This window comes from Bacillus sp. GM2 (genome assembly GCF_056155945.1).
This window is the reverse complement of the sequence record NZ_JBRKSZ010000007.1, coordinates 1,241,714-1,258,131: the sequence shown is the minus strand read 5'-3', so window position 1 is coordinate 1,258,131 and position 16,418 is coordinate 1,241,714. Positions and strand designations below refer to the sequence as shown.

Genomic DNA, 16,418 nt, shown 5'->3' with positions numbered 1-16,418 from the left:
AGTAAAACTATAACATAACCTTTTATAAAAAGTCAGCTAACTTTTTTGATAGAAAAACGTATCTGTCGATTGAAAACCGTATTTTTCCGGATTGAAGATCTGTTCCGTGCTTCCGACAAACAAAACTCCCTTATTCTTCAAACTGCCGCTGAACTTATGATAGATCTTCTCTTTTGCTTCCTCTGTAAAATATATGAGAACATTGCGGCATACGATGATATCAAAATCTTTCTCATATGCATCAGCCAGTAAATTGTGTTTTTGAAAGCGAATGTTTTTCTTGATCTCGTCTTTTACGGCAAACCGGTTTCCGTCTTGCGTAAAATAAAGTTCCTTTATCTCATTCGGCACTTCCTGCAGAGATCTTTCCTGATACACGCCTTCTTTCGCTTTCGCAAGAACTTTGTCATCGATATCTGTTGCGATGATCTGATAGTCTGAGAGGCCTTTCTGTCTGCTTAAAATCATCGATAATGTATACGGCTCTTCACCGGTTGAACACGCCGCACTCCATACTTTCAATGTTTTCGCAGGCTTTAAAAGCGGGAGGATGGTTTTTTCGAGAACCTCCCACCTCTTATAGTTTCTGTAAAATTCTGAAACATTAATCGTCATCCTGTCCAGCGTTTCCTGCAGAAGAGCTTCATTCTTTTCTAAAGCGATCGCAAATTCGCGGAAATCGCCGTACCCCTTTTTTTCATAAAGAGATGTTAGCCTTCTTTTCATTTGCGCCTCTTTGTATAATGCCAAATCCACACCAGTTATTTTTTTCCATTTATCAACAAAGAAACTGTAGTTGTCCATGTTTTCTCTCCTAATCGTCGTGCTGATATGAGTACAATTATAGCTTGTTTTCTTTTAAATTTGTATCTTTAAAAAGAAAAAAGCCTGCCCGGCGGCAGCCACTCTGATCCATATAAAAAAATCAGCTTTTCAGCTGATTTTTAGTAAATCCATTGATTCATTAACTTCTCGTCTTCAACAAGTTCGTCTTCTTTAAAAAACAAGTTGATTTCGCGTGCTGCACTTTCAGGAGAATCTGAACCGTGAATGATATTTTTTCCGACAAACATGCCGAAGTCTCCGCGAATTGTACCCGGGAGCGCTTCCTTAGGGTTCGTCTTCCCGATCAGCTGTCTGGCGACCGCGATTGCGTCCTCGCCTTCCCACACCATGGCGAATACCGGGCCTGAAGTAATAAAGTCGACAAGCTCGCCGAAAAACGGTTTGCCGTTATGTTCTTTATAATGCTCGCCTGCCGTCTCTTCTGAGACCTTCATCAGCTTGGCTCCGATTAATTGTAAGCCCTTACGTTCGAATCTTAACAAAATTTCGCCGATCAACTGACGCTGAACGCCGTCAGGTTTTACCATCACAAAGGTTTTTTCCATAGTCGATTCTCCACCCCGCTAATATGTATAGGCTTTCAACACTACAACAGAAATATAGCATTTTTCAAACAATTAATCAATAAAGGGTGGAGAATATTCATACTTTCGACTCATTTGACGTTTTTTAGAACTTTCGTTTGCCGATGTATTTCGCAATTTGGCCCAGCGCCGTCCGCGCCCGGTTCTTCGGGAGCGTTTCAAGCAGTGCGAACGCCTTATTTAAATACATTTCGCTGACTCTGAACGAATGTTCTATGGCATCGGTTTTCTTCAGTTCTTCGATCACTGGTTTGATCTGTTCCGGTGTCGTTTCACTGTTGACCAGCATCAGACGCGCTTTTAATTCAGGCGATTTCAGTGCATATAATACGGGAAGCGTGACATTCCCCTGAAGCAGATCACTGCCCACAGGCTTGCCAAGCTCTTTTTCGCTTGAGGTGAAATCGAGGATGTCATCAATAATTTGATAGGACATGCCGACGTAATAGCCAAACCAGTACAACGTTTTGTGAATGTTTTCACCCGCGCCGGCAACAATGGCGCCAAGCTGGCAGCTCGATGCGATCAGAAGGGCTGTCTTGCGCCTGATTCTCCTCAAATAGGTTCTGAGGTTTTGCTCCATATTATATTTATCTTTGATTTGTTCAATTTCTCCAAGACAGACTTCGACAATCGCCTTGGACAAGATTTCATGGGCTTTCGGTTCGTTTATTTTCGTCATCGCTTCAAGTGAGCGAGCGAACAAATAATCACCTGTGTACATTGCAATCCGGTTATCCCACTTCGCCTTGATTGTCGGCTGTCCCCTTCTAAGCTCCGCATCATCGATGACATCGTCGTGTACGAGCGAAGCCATATGTATCAATTCCAATGAAACAGCGACATTTTTAATTTTGTTGATATCGTATTCACCGAACATGCCGGAAAGCAGGACAAACACAGGACGAATCCGCTTGCCTCCGGCCTGCAGCAAATGCAGGCTCGCTTCACTGAGCAATGGATAGTCGGAGTGCACGGTCTTTTCAAGCTCTTTTTCTATTAATTCAATATCGTCATTCAAAAAAGAATAAAACGTTGTCAATTTCATATCGATTCACCCGAGTATTTCTGTAGTCATCATCGCTTCCAGCCGACATGTGTAGCCGCTACGCCGCCTGTGAACGGATGATATTGAACATTTTCTAATCCAGCCTCTTCAAACAATGCGGCAAGCTCTTTCATACCAGGAAATTCCCTGGCCGATTCCTGAAGCCATGAATACTCCTTAAAGCTTTTGGCAAAGAGCTTTCCAAACATGGGCATAATAAAACGGAAGTACAGGAAGTACAGCTGTTTGAACCCGAACATTTCAGGCTGGGACGTCTCAAGGCATACAACCTGGCCGCCGGGTTTTACCACGCGCGCCATCTCTTTTAATACGGTTAAATAGTCGGGAACATTGCGAAGCCCGAAGCCGATGGTGACATAGTCGAACGTATTGTCCGGGAAGGGCAGTTCCATCGCGTTGCCGTGGATCAATTCGATCTGGCTGTAGCTGTCGGTCTTTTGTTCGGCGATGCTCAGCATGTTTTTGCTGAAATCAAGGCCCTTGATTTCCCCTGTCTCTCCGGCCGCATCAGCGAGCGCGATTGTCCAGTCGCCCGTCCCGCAGCAGACGTCAAGCGCTTTGGCTCCTTTTGGTACGTTCATGAGCTGCATCGTTTTGTCGCGCCATTTTTTATGCTGTTTAAAGCTGATGACGGAGTTCATCTGGTCGTAATTTTTATAAATCTTTTCAAACACGCCGTGTACGCGCTGTTCTTTTGACTGCACCATGATTACCCTTCTTCCACTTTCTGATGATAAGTTCGTTTTTCAGGCCGAATTTCCTGCAGCCGTTTCAGAAGCCATTTTTGGACGGCGGGCTTTGCAGCAAGTGACTGGTTGATCGCAAGCTTGGCTTCTTCATAAGCCGCTGCAGCCAGCTGTCCGCATGAAGCCTGGTCTTCCGGAAACTCTTTCTGTATGATCGTCTCCAGCAGCCGGGAATCTGAAGCTTTTTCTTCGGCCGCAAACCTTTTAAACACAAGAAAGTCATTGGCGGCTGTTTTCCAGTGAGGCAGGTAAAAGTGGTCGGCGAGATGGTGAAAAAGTGCAGCTTCCACTATGCTGACGCTTTTTTTCAGACTGTCCGCATCTTTCGCGGAATGGTCATAAAGCCTGATTTTATGTTCGTTTATTTCTTTGATGGCCGCAGCGAGCGTCCGAATCATATAAATATCCTTCATACCCGATAACAGCGAGTAGTACATGCCGCTGAAATAATCACCGGCCAATACGGTCAGCTGGCGGTTTTTATAGTCGTCCTGCTTAATTGAAGCTGCGGTCGTAACTTCATCATGGGTATCAAGGGCTGTTTGAACAAGCATCGCCGTTAAGATGTAACTTTCCTTGTCAGCTTCTTTTAAATCCGTTTCCTCAAACAGAGCGTAGAAAAGAAACAGCTTATCCTCATCAACTTTCGGCGCAGTCAAATGCTTCGCCAAATATGGATGTGAAAGCTTTTGATTCAGCTTGATTTTCAAATAAGATAATTGTCCGTAGATGTCTTGCAAAGATATCACCCTTGTCCCAAAATTCGCAGTTTTTCTTTTTGATTGATTATGTATCTTTTTTGAGCGGAGAAAGTTTAATTATACCATAATATGTTGAAAGATATTGTCTTATGCCACGCAAACGGCCATAAAAGGCCGGCTTTCTATTTTTTCGACTCGCTTTTCATCTCGCCGTTTGCCGTCTGAATCAGGGCCTCGCCCCGGATCTTGATCGCAGAGGTGTGCTCGGTAAACTGGCAGATCATCACCTCTCCTTTATCAAGCTTTTCTGAATGATGAAATCTTGTGTCCGTGCCCCTCGTCAGGCCGATCACGTTGACGCCGTCTTCGACGGCTTTGATAACGACAAAATCATTCGATTGATTATTGGTCATGTTCATCGCACACCTTCTCAATTTTAATCATGATGTTTTGATAAGCTCCAACACCTCAGAGCGAGCGGCTACATCTTGTCTAAACGTTCCTCTTACGGCTGAAGTGACAGTTTTTGAACCCGGCTTTTTCACGCCGCGCATCGTCATGCACATGTGCTCGGCTTCAACAACAACCATGACACCGTGCGGAGTCAGCGTTTCAACAATGCTGTCGGCGATTGTTGACGTAATCCGCTCCTGCAGCTGCGGGCGCTTTGCCACCGCTTCAACGGCTCTCGCCAATTTGCTGAGCCCTGTCACTTTTCCCCCTTTAGGGATATAGGCTACATGGGCTTTCCCGTAGAAAGGGACTAAATGGTGCTCACACATTGAGTAAAAGGGAATATCTTTAACAAGAACAAGCTCTTCGTGATCCTCGCCGAAAATCGTTTTGAAATGCTCTTTCGGATCTTCGTTTAACCCCGCAAATACTTCGGCGTACATTTTCGCGACTCTTTTCGGTGTATCAAGAAGGCCTTCACGGTTCGGATCTTCTCCGATCGCCTCCAATATTTGCCGGACAGCTTGTTCAATTTGTTCTTTGTTGATTTCTCTCATTGTTTTATATCCTCCAGAAACGCATACATTTAATTCAGATTCTAGCACACTTCAGCTTATAAAAGCAAAATGAAAGGTTTTTTACCGGCAAAATGTTTTCCGTCTGAAAAAAAGCCTTAAAATTATGAAAAGCCCCTTTGAAAAGGGGCTTTCCTGTGAAGAAACAACATGGTATGTATTACGCGCGAAAACGGCATATATACATACAATTATTTTCCTGCTACAGCGTCTTTAAGCGCTTTACCTGGTTTGAAAGCAGGTACTTTGCTTGCAGGGATTTCGATTTCTTCACCTGTTTGAGGATTGCGTCCTTTACGAGCTGAGCGCTCACGAACCTCAAAGTTACCAAAACCGATCAATTGAATTTTTTCACCGTTTTTAAGTGCATCTAAAATTGTATCAAAAACAGAATCAACTGCTTTAGTAGCGTCTTTTTTAGATAGTTCGCTTGCTTCTGCAACCGCATTGATTAGTTCTGTCTTGTTCATGCCTTTCACCTCCTCCCAAAAGGTATCAAACAATAGATTATCATCATTTCTTCACAGTTCAACCTGTTTCTATACCTGTTTGAACAGAAATTTCAAATAAATATAGAAAAGGCATTTCACGGCTTTCAGTGAAAATTTCACTTTGAGAGGAACGTTTGTCCAGTAAAGTGAAGATTTTCTGTATGTAGATTAACACATCTGAATAACCATATCAAGCATTTTAAAGCGATGAGCCCTTATTCGTCAAGGTTTAAGCAGAATGAAACGAACAAATATTCCTGTTTTTCCTTTTTTAATCATAATCTTTCCTATATTTCCAGCCGCTTGCCCTTGCCGCCTCAATCCCTTTCACGGCGCCTGTTCAGCCTGTTTCAGACATAAAAAAAGACCTCCCGTATGATAAGAGGCCTTCCCTTTTATAAGATGATCGCAATCAAGCCGCCTGAGCCTTCATTGATGATGCGCTCGAGCGTCTCCTTCAGCTTATATCTTGCATTTTCAGGCATGAGTGACAGCTTCGCTTGAATCCCTTCTCTGACGATGGAGCTCAGGCTCCTTCCGAAAATGTCGGAATTCCAGATTGACAGCGGATCATCCTCAAAGTCCTGCATTAAATAGCGGACAAGCTCTTCGCTCTGCTTCTCCGTTCCGATGATTGGCGCAAACTCGCTCTCCACATCGACTTTGATCATATGAATCGACGGCGCCACCGCTTTCAGCCGGACTCCGAATCTAGACCCCTGCCTGATGATTTCCGGTTCATCAAGGCTCATATCGGTTAATGCAGGAGCAGCGATTCCATAGCCGGTTTGTTTCACCATTTTCAACGCATCTGATACTTGATCATATTCGGTCTTGGCATGAGCAAAATCCTGCATGAGCTGAAGGAGGTGATCCTTTCCTCTGATTTCTACGCCGACGACTTCCCTCAAAATTTCATCGTACAGGTAATCCGGCGCGTACAAATCGATTTCGGCGATCCCCTGGCCCATTTCTATTCCGGCGAGGCTGGCGCGCTCGATAAAATCAAATTCGCTGAAGTGGCCGACGACGCGGTCGACATCTCTCAGTCTTTTAATATCTTTGACGGTTTCTTTAACGGAATCTTGATAGTTTTCCCTGAGCCAATGATTCTCTTTTAATACCATCACCCAGCTTGGAAGGTTGACGTTGACTTCGAGTACAGGGAATTCGTAAAGCGCTTCTCTGAGAACGCTCAGAACGTCCGCTTCCCTCATGCTTTCAACGCTCATCGCCAGCACCGGAATGTCGTATTTCTCCATCAGCTCTTGCCTGAGCGCTTCCGTTTCCGGATGGTACGGCCTTACGGAATTGATGACCATGATGAACGGTTTTCCAACCTCTTTTAACTCATCAATCACCCGTTCTTCAGCCTCGATATAATCCTGTCTGGCGATTTCTCCAATCGTGCCGTCAGTCGTAATGACAACACCGATGGTGGAGTGCTCCTGGATGACTTTTCTCGTGCCGATTTCGGCAGCTTCGTGAAACGGAATCGGCTCTTCATACCAAGGAGTGTTGATCATTCTCGGCCCGTTTTCATCCTCGTATCCCTTTGCTCCGGGTACAGTATAGCCGACACAGTCGACAAGCCTTATATTCACATCGAGTCCGTCACTGACATGAACTGACATTGCCTGATTCGGAACAAACTTCGGTTCAGTTGTCATAATGGTTTTGCCAGCGGCACTTTGGGGGAGCTCATCTTGTGCGCGCGCCCGGTCTGCTTCATTGTTGATATTCGGGAGCACCACTAGCTCCATAAATTTTTTGATAAACGTAGATTTTCCTGTACGTACAGCTCCTACGACACCTAAGTATATATCGCCTCCTGTTCGTTCAGCGATATCCTTGAAAATATCGACCTTTTCCAAGTGATCCCCTCCCGGACTTCCAATCCTTTTCAATTTTTTACTTCTTCATCAATCAAAAACAGGACACTATAGTGTATGACGTTGTCCTATTTCAATATGACAGCTTAGGGAAATTTTTTCGGCATACATGAAAAAACCTTTCTCCTCATTGTATGCTGAGGAGAAAGGTTCATGACTGATACTTGCATTTTGACCGATATCTATTCGAGAAAAACAGGTTCCTGTTTGTCATTCACTGTATACTTTACCGAAAACGCCGGAACAAAAGGCGTCTCTTCCCACATCAAATCCTGAATTTCCTCACCCGGCTTTACCGTTTTTTTCGATTTCTTCATCAGGTTGGCTAAATCCATCCGGTAATCCACTTTAATGTCGCCTTTTTCATCGACGAGAAGCGGCAGCGAGGTGCCCGAAAGCGGACTCGTGACAGAAGGCGCCTCTTTCAGTCCGAGCTTTTCATGGTCAAGCATGAATAAGTGATTGGATACGACTTTTTTATACGGCGGATACTTGTGCTGATCTTTATACATTTCGACCCGAAGCTTTAACTCCCTGATCATTTCCGACATTTTTACATCAATGAGCTTGACCGTCGGCTTTTTTTCTACATCGACAAGAACATACAAGTACTCTCCGCCGCTTTCATAGGAAGTGCCCGGCGGCTCAGCCATATACCGGGGGGACAGCCTGTTAAAATCGATAGGGTATTTTTGATAGATTGGAACGCTCATATCCCTTGTCTTAATCGGCAGAAGCCCTCCCGTCGCCTCCCTGAATTCATCAACGGCCGCCTGCACTTCTTTGAGCTGGTGCTGATACGGCACGCTGTTTTTCGCCTTTCTTTCTTCAGGGTACAAACAGCCGCTTAACATGATTGCGGTCAATACAGTTGCAAGCAGTGCGTTTACGATTTTCATATGAATCTTCCTTTTTATGCATTATTCGTTGACGGGACCGCTGAAGACGACAAAAAAGACGATCACGCCGGAGATGAGCATACATGTATAGGCGACGAACGACGTGATCACTTTTAAAAAACGGTTTTTAAATTTATATCTGCTTATGTATATGGCAATCACCGCTAAGAACATCAGGCCCATTGATCCCAAGGCAAACCACATTTTTAACAGACCGACATTCACATTGAAGCCCTCCTTCTACCTTTTCTTGTGATGTAAGCGTTATATTTCATTTTATATAAGAAAAACCAGAAGTTCAACAGCTTTTCCAATATTTCGAAACGGAAAAAGGCGCAAAAAAAACCTGAAGCAAAGAGGGGGGCTTTGCTTCAGGCATAACGATTGTGACTATATAACCCAATTGGTAAGATACAGCTCTTCCAGACTTCGATTCTATTTTATGCAAGTCTTCGGACAAATGTATCCTCTCTTGCCTAAGTCTCCAAAATGTTTCGGTTTTTTTAAACGAACTTAGAGGAGAGTATAAAAGCAGTTGGTGATGGGGGGGTCATTTCATTTGATTTTCGAATGTGTTCACAAGATCTTCCATTTCGTGCGTTTTGACTCTCGCCATCAATGATTCGACTGCCGTCTCAACTTTTTCGCCGTCAAACAATACTTTGTGCAATGCTTCGGTGATCGGCATTTTCACATCAAATTTCTTTGAAAGCTGATAAGCGGCTTTTGTCGTGCGGACCCCCTCAACGACCATCCCCATTTCTTTCAGAACTTCATCCAGTTTGAAGCCTTTACCCAGCATATTACCGGCTCGCCAATTTCGTGAATGGACGCTCGTGCAGGTGACGATCAAATCCCCGATTCCCGTAAGCCCCGAGAATGTCAGCGGGTTTCCGCCCATTTTCGTGCCGAGTCGGGCGATTTCTGCCAAGCCCCTTGTAATCAGCGCGGCCTTCGCATTATCTCCGTATCCCAAACCGTCTGTAATGCCCGCGGCAAGCGCAATGACGTTTTTCAGGGCGCCGCCGATCTCTACGCCGATCATATCCGGATTGGTATACACGCGGAAATTCTGATTCATAAACATATCCTGGATCGCCTGTGCCGATTCAATGCTGCTGTCGGCAGATACGGTTACCGTCGTCGGGTGTCTTAAACCGACTTCTTCCGCATGGCTCGGTCCGGACAGAACGACGATGTCCTCCCTTAATTCAGCCGGAATTTCTTCTTTCATCATTTCAGAAATGCGAAGCAGTGTGTCAGGCTCAATTCCTTTTGAAACATGTACAAAAATCGCCTTTTGGTCGATGAAGGAAACAGCCTGTGCGAGAACTTCGCGGATCGCTTTTGTCGGAACGGCGACGATGATCGTCCTGACATCGGCCACTGCAGCTTCGAGATCTGTTGTGGCATGCACGTTTTCAGAAAGTTTGACACCCGGCAGATAATCTTTGTTTTCATGGTGTTCATTGATTTGCTGAATCAGTTCTTCACGATGGCCCCAAATGCACACATCGTACTGGTTGTCCGCCAAAACGAGCGCCAAGGCTGTTCCCCAGCTTCCGGCTCCCAAAATCGATACTTTTGTCATTTTTACTACACCTCTTTATTTTCTTGCTCTTGCGAAAATCTTGATTGGTGTTCCTTCAAATCCGAAGGCGTCGCGTATCCGGTTTTCCAAAAAGCGTTCGTAAGAAAAATGCATCAGCTCAGGATCATTGACAAATACGACAAATGTCGGCGGCTTCACAGCCACTTGTGTCGCATAATAAATTTTTAAGCGATTGCCATTATGCGTCGGCGTCGGGTTCATAGCCACTGCATCCATAATGATATCATTAAGAATATTGGTCTGCACCCTCATCGAATGGTTTTCGCTTGCCGTCATGACTGCAGGCATCAGCGTATGGATGCGCTTTTTCGTCAAAGCGGACATAAACAAAACAGGCGCGTAGTCCAAAAATTGAAAGTGGTCTCTAACCTTTTCTTCGAATTCTTTCATCGTCCGCTCGTCTTTTTCGACTGCATCCCATTTGTTTACGACGATGACGACGGCTTTTCCGGCTTCATGCGCATAGCCGGCAATCCGCTTGTCCTGCTCGATGATGCCTTCTTCGCCGTCCAAGACGACGCAGACGACTTCTGAGCGGTCGATCGCCTTTAAAGCCCGGAGGACACTATATTTTTCAGTTGCCTCATACACTTTTCCCTTTTTTCTCATCCCGGCTGTATCAACGATGACAAAGTCTCTTTGATTGTATGTAAACCTCGTGTCAATGGCGTCGCGCGTTGTTCCCGCAATATTGCTGACGATCACGCGCTCTTCTCCAAGCATGGCGTTTACAAGAGAGGACTTTCCGACGTTCGGCCGGCCGATGAGGCAAAATTGAACGACCTCATCCTCATACTTCGTTTCGGGTATGTTTTTAAAATGTTCGCTGACCGCGTCAAGCAGATCGCCGAGACCGAGGCCGTGCGTCCCTGAAATCGGGTACGGCTCGCCAAAGCCGAGGGCATAAAAATCGTAAATGTTTGCTCTCATTTCAGGATTATCCACTTTATTAACCGCCAGAACGACGGGTTTTTTTGTACGGTATAAAATTTTTGCCACTTCTTCATCAGCGGCCGTAACGCCTTCGCGGCCGTTCGTCATGAAAATAATCACATCTGCTTCTTCCATGGCGATCTCGGCCTGATGGCGAATCTGCGCCAAAAACGGCTCATCGCCGACTTCGATTCCGCCTGTATCAATCAGGTTGAAGTCGTGATTCAGCCACTCGGCAGAGCTGTATATCCGATCCCGCGTCACGCCAGGTGTATCTTCCACAATCGAAATTCTTTCGCCCGCGATCCTGTTAAAGATCGTGGACTTTCCCACATTGGGTCTTCCAACTATGGCTACGACAGGTTTTCCCATAGTACCCTTCCTTTCAATTCAGTAAAGCTTTTCCATCTTTAAATGAATCATCATTTGTTTCTCTTTTCAAAAAATCAGTTTGAAGAAAGAAACCCTTCTTATTCCATGCAGAAGGGCTTAACTCATATATTATATCAATTTCTAAAGAGATCACAACTGTAATTAAAAATGTTTCACAATCAAATAAAGGTCATCTCCTATTCCGTGGGCGATTCCGTCGAGAATGGCTTCAAGGTTTTTCGCGTACGTGTTCATTTCCTCGGGGGTGTCGCAGAAAAATGCAGCCGTCCCACCAATCACCCGGTCGCGCCTTGTTGTGACGACGGCGAGAATGAAATTTTCGATTGATTCGCTCATTTTATCACCTTGCTGTGCTTTTCTTTAATAAATTCCATCGGTATGCGGATGGCGTTTTCCAGCGTCGGAACATCGCCGATCACCCTGATCGCCGTCTCTTTGTCCTTGATGACCGGAAGGACAAAAACCGCGACCCGCCCGTCATTCAAATCCCTTTTCGCCAGCGGCGAAAGAGAGGGTTCTCCAGAATCCCGGTACACGCCGAGCACATTGGAAACGTCGAATAAAATCGCTTGCCTTTGCCCGAGATTGGCAATGGTTACTGCGGAATTAAAATTTTTCGGTTTTAAAATAAAACCCATGCCGTGTTCCAAAATCAGCTTCTGTTTTTCGGGAAGCCCGATATTCATAATGTAAATATTGTCGACATAAAGGCCGGCCCCGTCAAAATGAGGCTTTTTATATTCTATATCGACGATGTCCTTAATAAAGCTTCCGGACATTAAGATCCTGCCCAAGATAAAACAGATGAAAGCTGCAGCAAGGCCTGCCCATACCGATGAAAACAGAATGTATGCGAGGGTCGTCAGGAGCGATGTGAATATGACAATGTAATTTCTGCTTTCAAAGGCGATCGCAATTCCTTCGATATACGTGCTGCCTCTTGAAACGAGTTCATAGCCGTCAAGCTGCGTCAATGTTTCGCGTTCCATATTCCGGACATCCCTGAATTGGGTTGCAGCCAGCGTTAAAAACGTAATCGCTGTATAATCCGATTTTAAGATCGACGGAATAATGATCGCTCCAATGCTGGCAGCGATCAAAGCCAGCGCAATATGTATCGTTTTCCCATGAAGATATGTGGGGTACTGGCGGTAGTCGGTTCGGAGCATGTACACTCTGACAACAATACCGGCGATAATTCCCAAGATAATCGGATAAGTATATTGGCTCATGACATTTTTGCTGCTCCTTTATTCAATCGTTTCCATTTGTGATAGACCTGATGCATCAGCCGTTCATACCGGGAGATTCCGTAAACGAGAACGATCCCCGCAGCGCACATTGACAGCCAGGAATAACCGCCGGCTGCAATGTCTCCATAAAGCTTTCTGATGACGAACGTATACAAGAGTTCCCCCTGGCACGTACCGAGCACAAACAGCCCGAGACGGGCGGCAAAGCTTCTTTCAAAAGCCGCCGTCATGATGACAAACAGAATGATGATCAGCCATTCAGGCTTTAGGATAAACCAAACAGGGTCATATAATGCAAAAAGAAACAAAAAACCGTAGGCGGACACCATCGACAAATGAAGCAGCAGCCGCTTGACGCTTTTATGAAGCCTTAAATAACCGCACAGCATGAAAGCTCCTATATAAAACGACAAATAGGCAGCATTAAAATGCAGAAAGAGCTGAATCTGATACATACTTAACATGATGTTGAGCAAAATAAATGCTGACGCATAAAAGCGAAAGCTGTTTTTCTCAAGAATAAAAGTCGTTAACACCCATAAAAACCACATTGACCAATAATAATAGAATTCTTCCATATGTTTTCGTCCTCCATTTTCAGTATGGAGTGACTTGAGATTTTTTAAACGTGCGATAAGGAGGGAACAGCGTTGGGAAAAGACAGGCAGGAAAAGAAGCTGAAACAGCAGAAGCGAACCGAATCCGACCGTGACCAGTCCATCAGCTACAATGGGGCCGCCTCTCTCGAAAGTGCGGAGGACGCACGGAAGCGAAACCCGTAAAAAAACCGGCTCATGAGAAGCCGGTTTTTTTAGCGCTTGCTGTAAACAAAGGGGTCAACACCCCTCGCTTTCAGCCAATGATATGTATCGCCCTTGATGACGAGCGGTGCTTTTTTCAACTGTTCAATCGTCCGGCACCCCAAGACGGTCATGATCCTTTTTAAATCTTCGATCAGGCTCTCGATTTCGGCGGCTAACGCCTCTTCTCCCGAAGCTGTCAGCACTTGGAGAAAATAGCCCGCCATCCCCGCCGCAGACGCACCCAGCGCTATCGATTTGGCCAGATCAAGGGCATCTTGAATGCCTCCGGATGCGATAATCGGCTGATCGCTGAACAGAGAGCTGACTTCGGCCAGGCTGGCTGCTGTCGATATGCCCCATTGATCGAAAAACTGAACCGCTTTATCCCTGCGCAAATTTTCGATTTTCGAAAAATTCGTTCCTCCGAAACCGCCGACATCGACCGCCTGAACCCCGGCGTTAAAAAGCCGGGCCGCGGTGTCCCTGCTCATGCCAAAGCCCACTTCTTTTACGGCGACCGGTACGCTGACATTTCGGCAGATGTCTTCAATCCGGCGCAGGCGACCTGTAAAACTGCGGTCGCCTTCAGGCATGACAATTTCCTGAATCACATTGAGGTGAATTTGAAGCATGTCGGCTTCAATCATGTCGACCGCCCGCTTTGCCTGGTCCACCGTCGCTTCGCTCCCCAAATTGGCGAATACAAGACCCTTCTGATTTTCTTTTCTGACGATCTCGTATGAAGGACGTTCATCAGGGTCTTTCAAAGCGGACATTTGCGAGCCGACAGCAACGGGTATGCCCGTTTGTGCAGCCGCCCTCGCCAAAGCCCTGTTGATCTCAAACGTCGCCTTCCCGCCCCCGCCTGTCATCGCATTGATAAAAATAGGCGAACTTAAAAACAGTTCGCCTATTTTGGTTGAAGTATCAACTTGTGACAATTCCGTTTCCGGAAGGCTGACGTGAACAAACGTAATATCATCAAGCCCGGTCTGACGTTTCTGTCCGGTGGACAGGGCATGATCAATGTGTTCTTTTTTTCTTTTCGCTCGCGTCACCATCATCACCAAATTTTACTTTAATTTATTCAGTTTGTCTCCGATCATTTCACCAAGCTGGAATCCTGAAGACTCTTCCTTAGCCTGGTATTGACGGTAATCTTCCTGCTCTGCTTTATCGGTGTTTTCTTCAAGCTCTTTCATGCTTAAAGAAATACGCTCTTCTTCTTCGTTGACGTCAAGAACTTTCACTTTAACGTCCTGGCCTTCCTCAAGGACTTCATGAGGCGTTCCGATGTGTTTGTTCGAGATTTGCGAAATGTGGACGAGGCCTTCAACTCCAGGCAGCACTTCGACAAATGCACCGAAGCTCACCAAGCGCTGGACTTTTCCGTCCAATACGTCTCCAGGCTTCACTTTTTCGCCGATGTTGGACCAAGGCCCAGGAAGCGTTTCTTTGATTGATAGCGAAATTCGCTCATTGTCGCGGTCAACGGACAGCACTTTGACTTTGACATCCTGGCCTTCTTCGACTACGTCTGACGGTTTTTCAACGTGTGAATGCGACAGCTGGGAGATGTGAACAAGACCGTCAATGCCGCCGATGTCAACGAAAGCACCGAAGTCTGTCAGGCGCTGCACTTTTCCTTCAAGCACCTGTCCGGCTTCCAGCGTTTGAAGAAACTCCTGTTTTCTTTCCGACTGCTCTTTTTCAACAACCGCACGGTGTGATAAAATCACGCGGTTTTTATCTCTGTCAAGCTCAACGACGATTAAAGTAAGCGTCTTTCCTTTATAATCTGTAAAATCTTCAACAAAATGCGCCTCTACAAGCGATGCGGGAATGAATCCGCGCACGCCGATATCGACGACCAGACCGCCTTTGACGACGTCTTTTACTTCGGCTTCAAACACTTCTTTTGACTCAAACTTTTTCTCTAGGTCTTCCCAAGCGCGGTCTGCATCAACAGCACGTTTTGATAAAATCAATGCATCGTCTTCCACTTTTGTCACTTTTAATTCAAGCTCATCGTCTACATTGACGACATCTGATGCTTTTTCAACATGAAGACTTGATAATTCACTGATTGGGATAATTCCGATTTGCTTGCAGTTGGGGATGTCAACATCAACATGCTTGTCCTCAACTTTCGTTACAATACCTTTCACCACATCTCCAACCTCTGGTACTTGAACATCAATTTTATTCATTTCCTCTGTCATTTCAATAACCTCCTTGGTCCAAACCTACACAGCTTTTGTAAAAACGGTTATTCCGGACGAATTGATATCCGATCCGGACAGCCGATATGTATTAAAGAACCATTCAAAAATGGATATTTGAATGTTCTAAAACATGATTTATTATTACTAACTTCTAATAAAAGCCTGTGTTTGTCAAGTCAAAACATGCAGACAATAAGTAATTTGCCCGGATTTTTTATTTTTGAGCCTTTTTGTCTACAACCTGCAGGATTTTTTCGGCCACCTCATCGATCGTCAGTGAAGTCGTGTCGATTTCAAGCGCGTCGTCCGCTTTTTTCAACGGCGAAATCTCGCGCTCTGAATCGATTTTGTCGCGGCGCCGGATTTCTTCTGCAAGCGTTTCATAGTTTACATTGTACCCTTTTTTGACGTTTTCTTCAAAGCGGCGTTTTGCCCGCTCTTCAACGGACGCCAAAAGAAATATTTTCACTTCCGCATTCGGGAGAACGTGGGTTCCGATGTCGCGGCCGTCCATGACGACGCCGCCTTTTTCAGCCAGCTGCTGCTGCCTTTTCGTCATTTCTTCGCGGATCCCGGCGTGTTTGGCGACGATTGAAACTTGGTTGCTCACGTCATCCGTGCGGATCGACTCTGTTACATCTTCGCCTGCGATATAAACCTTCTGCTCTCCTTCAGGCGAAACCGTGAGATCGATGGCAGATTCTTTTAACAAGGCCGTCAAAGCCGCTTCGTCGTTTAAATCGACGCCCTTTTTCAGCGCTAAATACGTAATCGCCCTGTACATGGCACCCGTATCGATATAAATATACGACTTTTTTCCGGCCACGATTTTAGCCACGGTGCTTTTTCCGGCTGCCGCAGGGCCGTCTATTGCAATGCATAATTTCTTTTCCATAATTCCTCTCCTTGCTATCTGGTACTCCTTATAGGATTGTATCATGTA

The 16,418-nt window shown here is 45.5% G+C and carries 20 protein-coding genes; 1 reads left to right on the top strand and 19 read right to left on the bottom strand.

The genetic code is table 11. From position 1 onward, the window contains the following. Positions 1–36 precede the first annotated feature (36 nt). From ACVC9U_RS07320 to ACVC9U_RS07245, 16 genes are all read right to left on the bottom strand, one after another. On the bottom strand, positions 37–804 hold the full coding sequence (locus ACVC9U_RS07320) for a CheR family methyltransferase (RefSeq protein WP_145645736.1): 768 nt from the start codon (positions 802–804) through the stop codon (positions 37–39). A 140-nt stretch (positions 805–944) separates the two neighbouring features. Further along, positions 945–1,391 (bottom strand): nucleoside-diphosphate kinase, encoded by a 447-nt coding sequence (ndk, locus tag ACVC9U_RS07315; RefSeq protein WP_003182994.1) that lies wholly within the window; start codon positions 1,389–1,391, stop codon positions 945–947. A gap of 124 nt (positions 1,392–1,515) precedes the next feature. Further along, the gene (gene hepT, locus ACVC9U_RS07310) at positions 1,516–2,478 is read right to left on the bottom strand and encodes a heptaprenyl diphosphate synthase component II (RefSeq protein ID WP_441390425.1); all 963 of its coding nucleotides are present in this window, start codon (positions 2,476–2,478) and stop codon (positions 1,516–1,518) included. 29 nt (positions 2,479–2,507) lie between these two features. Further along, entirely contained in the window at positions 2,508–3,206 is a 699-nt protein-coding gene (locus tag ACVC9U_RS07305) for a demethylmenaquinone methyltransferase (protein WP_145645740.1), read from the bottom strand. A gap of 2 nt (positions 3,207–3,208) precedes the next feature. Next, the gene (locus tag ACVC9U_RS07300; RefSeq protein WP_145645742.1) at positions 3,209–3,985 is read right to left on the bottom strand and encodes a heptaprenyl diphosphate synthase component 1; all 777 of its coding nucleotides are present in this window, start codon (positions 3,983–3,985) and stop codon (positions 3,209–3,211) included. A 143-nt stretch (positions 3,986–4,128) separates the two neighbouring features. Beyond that, entirely contained in the window at positions 4,129–4,359 is a 231-nt protein-coding gene (mtrB, locus tag ACVC9U_RS07295; protein WP_023857455.1) for a trp RNA-binding attenuation protein MtrB, read from the bottom strand. A 27-nt stretch (positions 4,360–4,386) separates the two neighbouring features. Further along, on the bottom strand, positions 4,387–4,956 hold the full coding sequence (gene folE, locus ACVC9U_RS07290; protein ID WP_020451963.1) for a GTP cyclohydrolase I FolE: 570 nt from the start codon (positions 4,954–4,956) through the stop codon (positions 4,387–4,389). A 209-nt stretch (positions 4,957–5,165) separates the two neighbouring features. Further along, positions 5,166–5,444 carry a non-specific DNA-binding protein Hbs gene (gene hbs / locus ACVC9U_RS07285; RefSeq protein WP_003183006.1) on the bottom strand — a complete coding sequence of 93 codons (279 nt, stop codon included), beginning with the start codon at positions 5,442–5,444 and terminating at the stop codon, positions 5,166–5,168. 416 nt (positions 5,445–5,860) lie between these two features. Beyond that, positions 5,861–7,339, bottom strand: coding sequence for a stage IV sporulation protein A (gene spoIVA / locus ACVC9U_RS07280; RefSeq protein WP_020451964.1), 1,479 nt, complete (start codon positions 7,337–7,339; stop codon positions 5,861–5,863). Between the two features lie 200 nt (positions 7,340–7,539). Beyond that, positions 7,540–8,256: a hypothetical protein gene (locus tag ACVC9U_RS07275; RefSeq protein ID WP_145653167.1), complete on the bottom strand. Its 717-nt coding sequence runs from the start codon at positions 8,254–8,256 to the stop codon at positions 7,540–7,542. Positions 8,257–8,277: 21 nt separating this feature from the next. After that, positions 8,278–8,481 carry a DUF2768 domain-containing protein gene (locus ACVC9U_RS07270; RefSeq protein WP_145653165.1) on the bottom strand — a complete coding sequence of 68 codons (204 nt, stop codon included), beginning with the start codon at positions 8,479–8,481 and terminating at the stop codon, positions 8,278–8,280. Positions 8,482–8,806: 325 nt separating this feature from the next. Further along, the gene (locus ACVC9U_RS07265; RefSeq protein WP_145653163.1) at positions 8,807–9,847 is read right to left on the bottom strand and encodes an NAD(P)H-dependent glycerol-3-phosphate dehydrogenase; all 1,041 of its coding nucleotides are present in this window, start codon (positions 9,845–9,847) and stop codon (positions 8,807–8,809) included. A gap of 15 nt (positions 9,848–9,862) precedes the next feature. Beyond that, positions 9,863–11,173 carry a ribosome biogenesis GTPase Der gene (gene der, locus ACVC9U_RS07260; RefSeq protein ID WP_020451968.1) on the bottom strand — a complete coding sequence of 437 codons (1,311 nt, stop codon included), beginning with the start codon at positions 11,171–11,173 and terminating at the stop codon, positions 9,863–9,865. Between the two features lie 162 nt (positions 11,174–11,335). Further along, positions 11,336–11,530 carry a capping complex subunit for YIEGIA gene (locus ACVC9U_RS07255; RefSeq protein WP_152847137.1) on the bottom strand — a complete coding sequence of 65 codons (195 nt, stop codon included), beginning with the start codon at positions 11,528–11,530 and terminating at the stop codon, positions 11,336–11,338. After that, the gene (locus tag ACVC9U_RS07250; RefSeq protein WP_265626552.1) at positions 11,527–12,426 is read right to left on the bottom strand and encodes a YIEGIA family protein; all 900 of its coding nucleotides are present in this window, start codon (positions 12,424–12,426) and stop codon (positions 11,527–11,529) included. Before ACVC9U_RS07250 ends, ACVC9U_RS07255 begins: the two co-directional genes overlap by 4 nt. Beyond that, positions 12,423–13,025, bottom strand: coding sequence for a YphA family membrane protein (locus ACVC9U_RS07245; protein ID WP_441390420.1), 603 nt, complete (start codon positions 13,023–13,025; stop codon positions 12,423–12,425). Before ACVC9U_RS07245 ends, ACVC9U_RS07250 begins: the two co-directional genes overlap by 4 nt. Positions 13,026–13,097: 72 nt before the next feature. Between ACVC9U_RS07245 and ACVC9U_RS07240 the strand changes: the two genes are divergently transcribed. Next, positions 13,098–13,229, top strand: coding sequence for a YpzI family protein (locus ACVC9U_RS07240; RefSeq protein WP_003183025.1), 132 nt, complete (start codon positions 13,098–13,100; stop codon positions 13,227–13,229). A gap of 29 nt (positions 13,230–13,258) precedes the next feature. Here ACVC9U_RS07240 and fni read toward each other — a convergent pair whose 3' ends face one another. The 3 genes from fni to cmk all read right to left on the bottom strand — a co-directional run bounded on the left by fni (position 13,259) and on the right by cmk (position 16,370). After that, positions 13,259–14,308 (bottom strand): type 2 isopentenyl-diphosphate Delta-isomerase, encoded by a 1,050-nt coding sequence (fni, locus tag ACVC9U_RS07235; RefSeq protein ID WP_441390418.1) that lies wholly within the window; start codon positions 14,306–14,308, stop codon positions 13,259–13,261. Between the two features lie 15 nt (positions 14,309–14,323). Next, entirely contained in the window at positions 14,324–15,472 is a 1,149-nt protein-coding gene (gene rpsA / locus ACVC9U_RS07230) for a 30S ribosomal protein S1 (protein WP_441390416.1), read from the bottom strand. Positions 15,473–15,689: 217 nt separating this feature from the next. Then, positions 15,690–16,370 carry a (d)CMP kinase gene (gene cmk / locus ACVC9U_RS07225; protein ID WP_020451973.1) on the bottom strand — a complete coding sequence of 227 codons (681 nt, stop codon included), beginning with the start codon at positions 16,368–16,370 and terminating at the stop codon, positions 15,690–15,692. Positions 16,371–16,418 lie beyond the last annotated feature (48 nt).